At 73.1% G+C, this 12,117-nt stretch carries 9 protein-coding genes; 3 read left to right on the top strand and 6 right to left on the bottom strand.

Annotated features, from left to right (window positions below):
* Positions 1-103 precede the first annotated feature (103 nt).
* Positions 104-1,090: an EamA family transporter gene (locus tag ACFYUS_RS04965; RefSeq protein ID WP_388845862.1), complete on the bottom strand. Its 987-nt coding sequence runs from the start codon at positions 1,088-1,090 to the stop codon at positions 104-106.
* A 208-nt stretch (positions 1,091-1,298) separates the two neighbouring features.
* Here ACFYUS_RS04965 and ACFYUS_RS04960 point away from each other — a divergent pair, with 208 nt between their 5' ends.
* A complete protein-coding gene (locus ACFYUS_RS04960; protein WP_388845859.1) occupies positions 1,299-1,496 on the top strand; it encodes a hypothetical protein in 198 nt (65 codons plus the stop codon).
* Between the two features lie 100 nt (positions 1,497-1,596).
* On the opposite strand, the gene ACFYUS_RS04955 is transcribed toward ACFYUS_RS04960, so the two are convergent.
* Both ACFYUS_RS04955 and ACFYUS_RS04950 read right to left on the bottom strand, forming a co-directional pair.
* Positions 1,597-3,156 carry a PucR family transcriptional regulator gene (locus tag ACFYUS_RS04955; protein ID WP_388845856.1) on the bottom strand — a complete coding sequence of 520 codons (1,560 nt, stop codon included), beginning with the start codon at positions 3,154-3,156 and terminating at the stop codon, positions 1,597-1,599.
* 118 nt (positions 3,157-3,274) lie between these two features.
* Entirely contained in the window at positions 3,275-5,773 is a 2,499-nt protein-coding gene (locus ACFYUS_RS04950) for an ATP/GTP-binding protein (protein ID WP_388845854.1), read from the bottom strand.
* Between the two features lie 257 nt (positions 5,774-6,030).
* Between ACFYUS_RS04950 and gabT the strand changes: the two genes are divergently transcribed.
* Together gabT and ACFYUS_RS04940 are read left to right on the top strand one after the other, a co-directional pair.
* Entirely contained in the window at positions 6,031-7,365 is a 1,335-nt protein-coding gene (gene gabT / locus ACFYUS_RS04945; RefSeq protein ID WP_388845851.1) for a 4-aminobutyrate--2-oxoglutarate transaminase, read from the top strand.
* 124 nt (positions 7,366-7,489) lie between these two features.
* On the top strand, positions 7,490-8,224 hold the full coding sequence (locus tag ACFYUS_RS04940) for a phosphatase PAP2 family protein (RefSeq protein WP_388845848.1): 735 nt from the start codon (positions 7,490-7,492) through the stop codon (positions 8,222-8,224).
* Here the strand turns inward: ACFYUS_RS04940 and ACFYUS_RS04935 are convergent.
* From ACFYUS_RS04935 to ACFYUS_RS04925, 3 genes are all read right to left on the bottom strand, one after another.
* Positions 8,190-9,992, bottom strand: a complete 1,803-nt coding sequence (locus ACFYUS_RS04935; protein WP_388845845.1) for a chitinase — start codon at positions 9,990-9,992, stop codon at positions 8,190-8,192. The two genes, ACFYUS_RS04940 and ACFYUS_RS04935, sit on opposite strands and share 35 nt — an antisense overlap.
* Positions 9,993-10,089: 97 nt before the next feature.
* Complete coding sequence (locus ACFYUS_RS04930; protein WP_388845842.1) at positions 10,090-10,557, bottom strand: hypothetical protein; 468 nt, start codon at positions 10,555-10,557, stop codon at positions 10,090-10,092.
* Between the two features lie 116 nt (positions 10,558-10,673).
* Positions 10,674-12,092: an NAD(P)/FAD-dependent oxidoreductase gene (locus ACFYUS_RS04925; protein ID WP_388845839.1), complete on the bottom strand. Its 1,419-nt coding sequence runs from the start codon at positions 12,090-12,092 to the stop codon at positions 10,674-10,676.
* Positions 12,093-12,117: the final 25 nt, after the last annotated feature.

Here is a 12,117-nt window from a genome sequence, read left to right as displayed (position 1 = left end):
GCGGCTCTGTCCGCTTCGGCCGAAGCGGACGGAGCGTGAGGGACGGTCACCCGTGCCCGAACGGCGGAGGACGCGGGTCATCCGCGTACGGGAGGACGCGTGGTCATCCGCGTCGCTCGGTCGACACGATCAGACAGACTCCGCCGACGACGATCGCGCCGCCGAGCAGGATCGGCCAGGTCAGGGCCTCGTTCAGGACGAGGGCGCCGAGGAGGACGGCGACGACCGGGTTGACGTAGGCGTAGGTGGCGGCGAGGGAGACCGGGGCGGCCTGGAGGAGCCAGGCGTACGCGGTGAAGGCGATGAGCGAGCCGAAGACGACGAGGTACGCGAGGGCGGCCCAGGAACGGCCGGAGACGGCGCCGAGGTCGAGGCCCTGGTGTTCGCCGCGCACGAGACCGAGGGCGAGCGCGGCGAGGCCGCCGGCCAGCATCTCGTACACGCTCGCGGTGAAGGGGTTGGCGGGCATCGGGAGCCGGGCGGAGGAGACGGATCCGGCCGACCAGCACAGGGCCGCGACGAGGACGAGCACGACGCCGCCGATCTTCACCTCGCCGCTCAGACCCGGGACGGTGAGGACGCCGAGGCCCGCGAAGCCGAGCAGGACGCCGCCGAAGGCGCCGGGACCGGGGCGGTCGCCGAGGACCGTGCGGAGCAGGACGACCCAGACGGGGACGGCCGCGACGAGGAGCGCGGCGAGGCCGGAGGGTATGGAGGTCTCCGCGAGGACGACGAGGCCGTTGCCGCCGAGGATGAGGAGCAGGCCGACGAGGGCGGCGGAGCCGAGTTCCCGGCGGGTGACCCTGAGGGCGGCGGGGCCCTGCCGCCAGGCGACGATCGCGGCGAGCAGCAGGCCGGCGGTGATGAAGCGGGCACCGCCGGAGAGGAACGGCGGGAGGGTCTCGACGACGATCCGGATCCCGAGGTACGTGGACCCCCAGACGACGTACACGATGCCGAGCGCGGCCCAGACGGCACCGGTGATCCGGCGGGCGGGGGCGGGGGAAGCGGTGGCGGAATCGGTGGCGGTGACGGTGGTGGTGGCGGTACGGGTTTCGGGGGAGGCCGGATCGGCGGCGGGGCTTGTCATGGACAGGAGAGTATGAAGGATGGGCCCCAACAGCCAAGAAAACTGCCCGGATTCGGGCAGGGTCAGCGGAATTCGGACGGCTCGGAGGCGCCCGGCAGCCTTGCGGAGAAGGGGAGGGATGGAGGGGGATGGAGGGGGATGGAGGGGGATGGAGGGAGGGAGGGAGGAATGGAAGGATGACCGGGACCGTACGACCCCAGGGGGAAGCATGATCCTTTACGTACTGATCGGAGTCCTGGTCCTCGCCGTCGCCGGCTGCGGCTGCGTGGTGTGGGCATCGCGGGGCGGCCCCCGCTGGGTGCGCGCGGTGGCCACCCTGACGCTGCTCGGCGGTGAGGTGGTGCGCGCCGAACAGCGCAGGAGCGTGCGGCGGTCCGGCGACACCGGTGACAACCGCGTGGACTGACGACGGCGTGGACCGACGACGGCGTGGACCGACGACGGCGTGGACTGACGACGGCACGGACCGGGAACGGCACGGACCGGGAACGGCGCGCGCCGGGAACTCAGAGCTGCTCCGCGCCCTCACCCGTGGCCTTCAGCGCCAGCCACAGCTCCATCCGCACGTCCGGGTCGTCCAGGGACCGGCCGAGGATCTCCTCCACCCGGCGCATCCGGTAGCGCAGCGTGTGCCGGTGGACGCCCAGGTCCGCCGCCGCCGCGTCCCACTGGCCGTGCCGGGAGAGCCAGGCGCGCAGCGAGGCCACCAGGTCGCCGCGGCCGGTCGCGTCGTGCTCCCGCAGCGCGCGGAGCATCCCGTCGGCGAAGGCCCGGACGGCGTCGTCGGCGAGCAGCGGAAGCACCGAGCCCGCCGCCACGTCCTCGTGCTCGACGAGCGCCCTGCCCCGCCGCCGGGCGACCGAGAGGGCCTGCTCGGCCTGCTTGTACGCGGCTGCCGCGGCGCTCGGGCCCGCCGGGGCCGAGAGGCCCACGACGACACCGGCCTCCTCCGCCTCCCGCTCCGCGTACCCCTCGCAGGCGGCGACGACCGCGCCACCGTCACCGGCGAGGACGACGAGCCGCCGCCCGCTCTCGGCGACGGTGAGCACCGCCTCGCCCGCGCGGGCGGCGGCGGCCTCCAGGGCCTCGGCGAGCACCGGCAGCGGCGGCTCCCCCGCCGGCTCTCCCCCGGCGGGCTCGGCGACGAGCAGCCGGTAGGGGGCGTCGAGCAGCCCGCCGTACACGTCCCCCGCCACCGCGCGCGCGTGCTCCGCCTGCCCCGCGAGCATCATCCGCAGCACCGCCGCGCCGAGCCGCTGTTCCGCCGCCTGGAGCGAGCGGGAGCGTTCCGTCGTGAGGGTGAGCAGGGCGATCGCCGAATGCACCGCGTACCGCTCGGCCGTGCCCAGGGGCGCGCCCGTGCCGACCGCGAGGGCGCCGCGCACCCTGCGCCCGGTGCCGAGGGACTGGAGCTCGACGCGGTCGTCCGTACCGCCGACGACCGCGCTGGCGGGCGCGGGCCGCTCGCGCAGCCGCTCCACGTCCGGGGTGAGCCGGGCGGCCCGCCGCGCCGCCCATTCGGGCGAGACGGCGACGACGGAGCCGGAGGCGTCGTACAGCGCCGCCCAGCCGTCGACATGCGCCGCGAGCCGGGCGACGACGGCCTCGGGCCCCTCCGCGAGCGCGGCCCTCGTCAGCTCGCGCTGCGCCTCGAAACCGGCCGTCACGGCCCGGTACTGGTCGGCGGAGATGGCCGCCGACACGGCCTTGCTGATGGCCAGGAACGGCGTCCTGCGCGGCACCTCCAACAGCGGCAGATGCTCCTCGCGCGCCGCCGCCAGCAGCGCCGGCGGAATCTCCTCGTAGTTCACCCCCACGGCGAACCCGAGCCCGACCACCCCCGCCCCGAGCAGCCGCCGCACATACCGGCGCATCGCCTCCAGATCCTCCGCGTCCAGCGTGAGCGCGGTCGTCAGAAGCAGCTCGCCCCCCTCCATGTACGGAACGGGATCGGCGAGCTCACTGACATGCGCCCAGCGGACCGGGGTGTCGAGGCGGTCCTCACCCGCACGGACGATGAGCTTGAGGGCGGAGTGGTGCACGAGCGAGGCGAGGGTGGGCGGCATTGGGGACCGTCGAACCTTTGAGCGAGGACCGCGCACGGCCGAAACCGTACCCGGCGGCGGGGAGGCGCCGCTCAGTTGAGCGGCGTCCCCGATTGTGCCAGGGGTGGGGGGTGGGTGCTCAGCCGCGGAGGTCGACCAGGACCGGTGGCGTGTGCGCGCCCTGGACCGTGGTCAGCGACACGACGGCGTGACCGGGCGGCACGGAGTGGGCGAGTTCGGACGCGGACCACCGCTCGCGCTCGACCTTCCGGGTCGTGACGGCGTCGGTGGTGACGGCCCGGCCGGTGATCTTCTTGCGCAGGAAGTGGATGAACCGGGTCATCGGCTGGGCGGCGAAGACCGTGTGGTGCGCCACCTCGGTGGTCTCCACCCACTCCTTCCCCCAGGTCTCGGCGAAGCCCCGGCCGTCCCAGGTGGTGATGCCCGAGAGAGCCACCCTGCATCCGACGGCGCCGAGCAGCGGGCCGTGCAGGGCCTCGGGCACCTCGCCGAGGGTACGGATCCCGAGGACGACGCCGGCGTTGTGCGGGCGCAGCCGCTGGAGGGAGCGGACGGTCCCCGTGGTGAGTGCGCCGGTTGCGTCGTCGAGGACGAGCGAGACGAAGTGCGCACGCTTGCTGCCCGTCCGGGCCGCCGCCACGAACTGGGCGAGGAGCAGCCGGGCGAGGAGCCGCGACGCCTCCTCGTGGCCGCGCTCGGGCAACTTGATCCGGACCCGCAGCGGGTGGTGGACGACGGACTTCAGCGAGAAGGGCCGTACGACGCTCCCGTCGGCCCCGAAGAACTCGGCGAAGGCCGGGCGGTCGAGCAGTGACAGGCGGTCCGCGAGGGCCGGCCCGACGTCGGCAGCGGTGCCGGCCTGCCGGATCCGGGCCTCCAGCTCGCGGCGCATGCCGGACGCGCCGTCGGCCGGCAACCGGTCCAGCAGCGCCGTCAGCCCCTCCGGGCCTGCTTCGAGGAGTTCACGGAGGACCGGCACGGACGGGAAGCGGCCGTACGCCGCCCGGTAGGGGCCGATGAGCTGGGCGAGGACGGTGGCGGCCCGCCGGGTGTCGAGGTTCTCGACATCGCCCACGAGGCCCTCCGCGAGCAGCTCCGCCGCCTCGTCGGGGTCGGGGAGACCGGCGTACAGGTCGAGGTCGTACGGCGAGGCCGGGTCACCCGGACGGATCACGACGTCGTACGCGGTGTCCGGGCCCAGCTGTGCGTCCGCCGTGCCCACGGCGACGACCGCGCAGGCGCCGGTGAGGGCCTGCAAGGTGAGCGACTCGACGATCGGGGCGGTCAGGCGCGCGGTCTTCCCGGCGCCGGAGGGGCCCACGACGAGCAGCGAGGTGGCGAGCGCCGCCGGTTCGAGGGCGAGGCCCGCGCCCCGGTAGGCGGCCGGGTTCCGCTCCTCGGCCGCGCAGCGGCCGATGCGTACCTGTCCGACGAGGAGATCGTGGGTGGCGGCGCGAACCGGCAGGTCGCGGTCGCCGGAAGGGTGCGCGCCGGCCGCGGCGCCGTGGCGCAGCACGGTGTCGACGAAGGAGGCGAGGCCTCCCGCGGACGTACGCCCCTGCTCCAGGCTCCGGCGGACCCTCGCGCAGTCCACGTCGTTCATGTGTCCGGCGTGCAGCTCGGCGGCGAGCAGGTCCGCCGCCGGCCACTCCCCGGCGGCCCTGAGGTCGGGCCACTGCGAGAGGGGCGGAGGCGCCTCCGGGTCGAGCGGCGGTCGGGTGCCGTCCGCGGCGGGAGCGGTTCGGGACCTGAGCCATGTCCGGACCAGGTCGAGCCAGCCGCCGAGACGCGCGAAGGGCCACAGGACGGCGATGTCGATGAGGACGTACAGGGTGTACACGAGGAACGGCGAACTGAGCACGTCGATTCCGCCGAGCAGCACCACGAGGGAGAGCACCGGCTTGACGACCGGCAGCGCGTCCCAGCCGACGCCGGGGAAGGCGTCCGGCCAGACGAACGACAGGGCGATCAGCGCAGCGCCGGCCGTGATCGCGGCGCGCACGGGCGGGCGGCGGTCGGCGAGGAGGTGACGGGAGAGTTCGGCCCAGGCTCCGAGGCGGGCGATCGCGTAGAGGAGGACGGCGAAGAAGACCCCGTCGTAGACGACGTGGGCGTGCACGCCGTGCCAGTCGCGGGGCGAGGTGCCCCCGGCGTACCACCATTCGGAGGGGGTGAACGTGGCGAGCGGGATCCACTGGTAGGGGACCACGCCACGCCGCCAGGCCGTCCAGATCAGCAGTCCCGCCACCAGCGGGATCAGCAGCCCGGCCACGGTGACGGGCGCGAGCTTCCGCGCCTCTTTGGGCGGCGGCGGTGGCACGTGCCGGAACCGCCAGATGCCGGGCTCGGCCTCGGGGCGCGGGGCGTCGAGCCAGGCGACGACGGGCGGGGGGGCCGGCTGCACGGGGTCGGGAGCCGCTGCCGCCCCCGGTGCCGCCGTCGGCCGCGGCGGCACGCGCGGAGGCGTCGGCGCATGCGGTGGCGGCACGCGCGGCGGCGGCGGCACGTGCGCGGAGGCGTCGGGGTGCGCGGCCAGTCCGTCGATCGGCGGCGCCGTCGGGGGCGGCACCGAGCCCCCCCTGGTGTCGCGTGACTCGTACGTACCGTCGGTCTCCATGAACCCCTGCCCCCTGACCAGCCAGGTCGCCGTCTCTGTGCCATCGTCAATCTAGTGGGCCCGGAGCTCCCCGGAGGGGTTTCACCCACCCGTGCGGCTGGTCGGGGGCGGGCGGGTGGGAAAGGGCCCGTCATGTCCATCGCGGACAACGGCAGACCCGTGACCACTCCCGAACGGCGCATGCCTGACCGCCTCCACCGCGCCTAGCCTGCGGAGGAAACCCGCAAGTGCGTCCAGAACACCCCCAGGAGCCCCGCATGAACGCTGTCCCGCAGGAGCGGCGCGTCGTCACCGCCATCCCCGGTCCGAAGTCGCAGGAGCTTCAGGCCCGCCGTCTCGACACGGTCGCCGGTGGCGTCGGCTCGACGCTGCCCGTCTTCACGAAGCGGGCCGGCGGCGGCATCATCGAGGACGTCGACGGCAACCTGCTGATCGACTTCGGTTCCGGCATCGCCGTGACCTCGGTCGGCGCCTCCGCCGAGGCCGTCGTGCGCCGCGCCTCCGCGCAGCTGCAGGACTTCACCCACACCTGTTTCATGGTGACGCCGTACGAGGGTTACGTGGAGGTCTGCGAGGCGCTGGCCGAGCTGACCCCGGGCGACCACGCCAAGAAGTCCGCGCTGTTCAACTCGGGCGCCGAGGCCGTCGAGAACGCGGTGAAGATCGCCCGTTCGTACACCAAGCGCCAGGCCGTCGTCGTCTTCGACCACGGCTACCACGGCCGCACCAACCTCACCATGGGCATGACGGCGAAGAACATGCCGTACAAGCAGGGCTTCGGTCCGTTCGCGCCCGAGGTCTACCGCGTGCCGGTCGCCTACGGCTACCGCTGGCCCACCGGTGCCGAGAACGCCGGCCCCGAGGCCGCCGCCCAGGCGATCGACCAGATCACCAAGCAGATCGGCGCCGACAACGTCGCCGCGATCGTCATCGAGCCGGTCCTCGGCGAGGGCGGCTTCATCGAGCCGGCCAAGGGCTTCCTGCCGGCGATCGTGAAGTTCGCCAACGACAACGGCATCGTCTTCGTCGCGGACGAGATCCAGGCCGGCTTCTGCCGCACCGGCCAGTGGTTCGCCTGCGAGGACGAGGGCATCGTCCCGGACCTCATCACCACCGCCAAGGGCATCGCGGGCGGTCTGCCGCTCGCCGCCGTCACCGGCCGCGCCGAGATCATGGACTCCGTCCACGGCGGCGGTCTGGGCGGCACCTACGGCGGCAACCCGGTGGCCTGCGCCGGTGCGCTCGGCGCCATCGAGACGATGAAGGAGCTCGACCTCAACGGCAAGGCCAAGCGCATCGAGGAGGTCATGAAGGGCCGCCTCACCGCCATGCAGGAGAAGTTCCCGGTCATCGGTGACATCCGCGGCCGCGGCGCCATGATCGCCATCGAGCTGGTGAAGGACCCGGCCACCAAGGAGCCGCACGCGGAGGCCGCCGCCGCGCTCGCCAAGTACTGCCACAACGAGGGCGTGCTCGTCCTGACCTGCGGCACCTACGGCAACGTGCTCCGCTTCCTGCCGCCGCTGGTCATCGGCGAGGACCTGCTGAACGAGGGTCTGGACGTCATCGAGGCCGCGCTCGCGCAGATCTGAGTGCCGGTCCAGGTACGGACCTGAGCACGGATCCGACGCTCCGTGTGAAGACTCTGTGGGGGGCCGATGGTGGGATACGTTTCCCGCTGTCGGCCCCCCTTTTCGTGACGTACGGTTCCTGCAGATGAGAGAAACACCCCGGGCGGAGCCTCCCCAGCCCCGTCCGCACCGTGCCTTCGCGCACACCGCCGGGGCCTCGTGCCCCGGGACTCCTCACCGATCGGATGGCCGCCCGCCCCACACCCCCCGGGGCGCGCGGCAGCCCGGTCCCCTCGGCCGCCCTGGAACCACCCCCCCTGTTCCAGGGCGGCCGGCTCTCTTCTCGGCGCTCGTCGCCCTCGCCGTCGTGACCTGGCAGGTGCTCGTCCACGGCCCCTTGTCCAGGCTCGACGAGCGGGTGTCCGGGGCCGTGGTGGACTCCGTCCCCCGGCGCCTGACCGAACTCGCCTCCGACCTCGGCAACATGACGGTCGCCCTGCCGGTCCTCGCCTGCGCGATGGCGTACGCGGTGTGGCGCGGCCGCCGGGCCGCCGCCCTCCACGCGGGCCTCGCCATGGCCGCCGTACCGCTGCTCGTGGTTCCGCTGAAGGAGTGGACGGCCCGTCCGGGGCCGCTGGAGCCCTGGGCGCAGGGCTACTACCCCTCGGGGCATACGGCCACGGCCGCCGTCGCCTACTTCGGCGCGGCCTTCCTCGTCTCGAACCGCCTGATCCCCGTCGCCGCCCTGCTGACGGCGGTGACGGGGACCGGGCTGATCCTGCGGGGCTTCCACTGGCCGCTGGACGTGTTCGCCAGTCTGTGCCTGTCGTTGCTGGTGCTGGGGGTCAGCTCCACGTATACGCGTCGAAGTTACGGCTGAACTCCCCCTGGTTGTAGCGGTCCCAGTTGATCGACCAGGTCATCAGGCCGCGCAGGGCCGGCCAGCTGCCGTGGGTCTGGTAGCCGCCGCAGTTCGCCTTCTTCGTCAGGCAGTCCAGGGCCTTGTTCACCTCGGCCGGGGCCGTGTGGCCGTTGCCCGCCTGGGTGGAGGCGGGGAGGCCGATGGCGACCTGCTCGGGGCGCAGGGGCGGGAAGAAGCGGTCCGCGTTGCCGGCGACCGGGAAGCCGGTGAGGAGCATGTCGGTCATGGCGATGTGGAAGTCGGCGCCGCCCATCGAGTGGTACTGGTTGTCGAGGCCCATGATGGAGCCCGAGTTGTAGTCCTGGACGTGGAGCAGGGTCAGGTCGTCGCGCAGGGCGTGGATGACGGGCAGGTAGGCGCCGGCGCGCGGGTCCTGGCCGCCCCAGGGGCCGGAGCCGTAGTACTGGTGGCCGAGCTGGACGAAGAAGGTCTCCGGGGCCATCGTCAGGACGAACTCGGCGCCGTACTTGGCCTTGAGGGTCTTGACCGCCTGGATGAGGTTGACGATGACCGGGCTGGTGGGGTTGCGGAAGTCCGTGTCGCCGGTCTGGAGCGACAGCGAGTGGCCTTCGAAGTCGATGTCGAGGCCGTCGAGGCCGTACTCGTCGATGATCTTCGAGACGGAGGAGACGAAGGTGTCGCGGGCCGCGGTGGTGGCGAGCTGCACCTGTCCGTTCTGGCCGCCGATGGAGATGAGGACCTTCTTGCCGGCGGCCTGCTTGGCCTTGATCGCCGCCTTGAAGTCGGCGGGCGATTCGACGTTCGGGCACTCCGTCACCGGGCAGAGGCTGAAGCGGATGTCCCCCGACGTGACCGAGGTCGGTTCGCCGAAGGCGAGGTCGATGACGTCCCAGGAGTCGGGGACGTCGGCCATGCGGGTGTAGCCGGAGCCGTTGGCGAAGCTCGCGTGGAGGTAGCCGACGAGGGCGTGCGCGGGGAGGCCGCCCCCGCCGCCTCCGCCGCCGGAGGTGGTGGTCGCGGTGACCGCCGCGGACTTCGGGGACTCGCCCGCGGCGTTCACCGCGGTGACCCGGAAGGTGTACGGGGTGGAGGCCGTGAGGCCGGTCGCGGTGGCCGTGGTGCCGGTGACCGTCTGGATCCTGGTGGACCCCTGGTAGACGTTGTAGGAGGTGGCGCCGGGGACCGCGGTCCAGGTGAGCGGCACGGTGGTGGAGGTCGGGGAGCCCGCCGCGAGGCCGGTGGGGGCGGCCGGGAGCTGGACGGGGTCGCCGCCGGGGCCGTACAGGGAGAGGTCGTCGGCCTGGTAGGCGGGAGTGCCGTACCAGCCGTGGGTGGAGATCGTGACCGAGGTCGTCGAGGCGCCCGTGGTGAAGGTGGTGCTGAGCTTCTGCCAGTCGGGGGCGGAGGGCGTCCAGGTGGAGACGTCGGTGGTGCCGGTGCCGGACGCGCCGAGGTAGACGTAGCTGCCGCGCACCCAACCACTGAGCGTGTAGGTGGAGCCGGGCTTCACCGTCACGGTCTGGGAGCACGTGGCGTTGTCGCTGCCGGCCGGGGTCGCCTGGAGCGCCTTCGTCCCGCCGTGCACGGGTGACGGGACGACGGCGCCGCTGCCCGCCGTGCAGGTCCAGCCGTCGAGGCCGGCCTCGAAGCCGCCGTTGCGGGCGAGTTCGGCGTCGGCGGCCTGGGCGGCGGGGGTGAGTGCGAGGAGGCCGCCGGCGGCGAGGGAGGCCGCCAGCAGCAGGGGGAGGGGTCTGGTGCGGTCCACAACTGCCTCCGGGAGTGGGGGAATCGAGGTGGAGCGCGCCACAGCATGGTCCAGACCAATCGAGTGGTCAAGACCTCTGTACGGTCCGGAGTCCCGTTCAGACCTCGCTCCCCCTCGCCAGCCGGCCCGCCGCCTCGTGCATCGCCAGCTCCAGGAGAGAGGCGTCCGTGAGGGTGCCCAGGCCGTCCGGCGCCACCAGCCAGCGCGCCGCGCCGGTCACCCGGCCCGGGTACGGGACGACGATCCAGGTGCCGGAGCCCGCGCCGCGCACCCCGGTGCCGAGCCAGCGGGCGGCGGTCCCCGGCGGCACGAAGAAGCCGATCCGGGCCTCGCCGAAGTCGGCCAGGACCGGGCCCGGCCGGTCCACGAGCCGGGTCAGCACGTCGAGCGTGGGATGGCCGAGCTCCCCCGGCAGGATCAGCACGTCCCAGCGCCTGCCCGCGGGCAGCAGCGCGACCCCGTGGGGGTTGCGCTCCCACTCCCACCGGCAGGCCTCGGGATCCGGCGCGACCGAGACCAGCCATTCCACCGCGGCCTTGGCGCCAGAAGCCCCCGTACCAGTCATCGCGACGTCCTCCTCTCCGTGTGGACACGGTGTCCACACGGAGAGAGCGGGTACGGGGGCTTCTCTTACGCGGCTTCAGCCATCGGTCGATGGTGACCTGCGCCACATGGAACGGGTCAGCTGTCGAAGCCCAGACCCAGGCGGTCCATGGTCTTCAGCCACAGGTTGCGCCGGCCGCCGTTCTCGTCGGCGCGGGCGAGCGACCACTTGGTGATGCCGATGCCGGCCCAGGCGACCGGCTCGGGCGGGAAGGGCAGCGGCTTGGAGCGGACCATCGCCAGGTCGGTGCGCTCGGTGCGCTCCCCCGCGAGCAGGTCGAGCATGACGTCCCCGCCGAAGCGGGTGGCGCCGACGCCGAGGCCGGTGAACCCCGCCGCGTACGCCACCTTCCCCTGGTACGCCGTGCCGAAGAAGGCCGAGAAGCGCGAGCAGGTGTCGATCGCGCCGCCCCAGGCGTGGCTGAAGCGCAGCCCCTCCAGCTGCGGGAAGCAGCGGAAGAAGTGCTCGGCGAGCTTGAGGTACGTCTCCGGGCGGTGGTCCATCTCGGCGCTGACCTTGCCGCCGTACTGGTAGACCGCGTCGTAGCCGCCCCACAGGATGCGGTGATCGGCGGTGATCCGGAAGTAGTGGAACTGGTTGGCGGAGTCGCCGAGTCCCTGCCGGTTCTTCCAGCCGATCGAGGCGAGCTGCCCGGGGCTGAGCGGCTCGGTCATCAGGGCATAGTCGTAGACCGGGACGGTGTACGGGCGGACGCGCTTGACCAGCGACGGGAAGACGTTGGTGCCGAGCGCGACCCGGCGGGCGAGCACCTTGCCGTACGGGGTGTGGACGCCCATCCCGGCGCCCACCGAGACCAGCCGGAGACCGGGGGTGTTCTCGTAGATCCGTACGCCCAGGTCGAGGCAGGCCTGCTTGAGGCCCCAGGCCAGCTTGGCGGGGTGGAGCATGGCGACGCCGCGCTTGTCCCACATGCCGCCGAGGAAGGTCGGCGAGTCGACCTCGGCCCGCACGGCGTCCCGGTCGAGGAATTCGACGCCGTCCGCGAGCCCGAGCCGGTCGAGCTCCTCGTACACCTCGGTCAGCTCCTCGACCTGGTACGGCTCGGTGGCGACGTCGATCTCGCCGGTGCGCTCGAACTCGCAGTCGAAGCCGTAGCGGGCGACGGTCTCCTCGATGGCGTCGAGGTTGCGCTCGCCCAGCCGCTCCAGCTTCGGCAGCTCGCCCGGCCAGCGGGCGAGGCCGTTGCCGAAGCCGTGGGTGAGGGAGGCCGCGCAGAAGCCTCCGTTGCGGCCCGAGGCGGCCCAGCCCACCTCGCGGCCTTCGATCAGTACGACATCCCGGGAGGGGTCGCGCTCCTTGGCGAGGAGCGCGGTCCACAGTCCGCTGTATCCGCCGCCGACCACGAGGAGATCGCACTTCTCGGTGCCGGTGAGGGCGGGCAGGGCTCCGGGCTTGCCGGGGTCTTCCAGCCAGAAGGGGACGGGCTGGGCGTCGGAGAGAGATTGTGCAGCGAGACGCATGGCGACTGGGGCCATGGTTTCCAACTCCTTCGGTGCCTGA

It is taken from the genome of Streptomyces sp. NPDC004284, assembly GCF_042874035.1.
GTDB lineage: Bacteria > Actinomycetota > Actinomycetes > Streptomycetales > Streptomycetaceae > Streptomyces.
Note: the sequence above shows the minus strand (reverse complement) of the source record. Positions and strands in the feature narration are given on the sequence as shown.

What these genes read in the sequence shown, in the direction of transcription:
- ACFYUS_RS04965 (WP_388845862.1), bottom strand. Translation starts at nt 1,090, where the DNA reads ATGACAAGCCCCGCCGCCGATCCGGCCTCCCCCGAAACCCGTACCGCC.
- ACFYUS_RS04960 (WP_388845859.1), top strand. Translation starts at nt 1,299, where the DNA reads ATGATCCTTTACGTACTGATCGGAGTCCTGGTCCTCGCCGTCGCCGGC.
- ACFYUS_RS04955 (WP_388845856.1), bottom strand. Translation starts at nt 3,156, where the DNA reads ATGCCGCCCACCCTCGCCTCGCTCGTGCACCACTCCGCCCTCAAGCTC.
- ACFYUS_RS04950 (WP_388845854.1), bottom strand. Translation starts at nt 5,773, where the DNA reads ATGGAGACCGACGGTACGTACGAGTCACGCGACACCAGGGGGGGCTCG.
- gabT (WP_388845851.1), top strand. Translation starts at nt 6,031, where the DNA reads ATGAACGCTGTCCCGCAGGAGCGGCGCGTCGTCACCGCCATCCCCGGT.
- ACFYUS_RS04940 (WP_388845848.1), top strand. Translation starts at nt 7,490, where the DNA reads ATGAGAGAAACACCCCGGGCGGAGCCTCCCCAGCCCCGTCCGCACCGT.
- ACFYUS_RS04930 (WP_388845842.1), bottom strand. Translation starts at nt 10,557, where the DNA reads ATGACTGGTACGGGGGCTTCTGGCGCCAAGGCCGCGGTGGAATGGCTG.
- ACFYUS_RS04925 (WP_388845839.1), bottom strand. Translation starts at nt 12,092, where the DNA reads ATGGCCCCAGTCGCCATGCGTCTCGCTGCACAATCTCTCTCCGACGCC.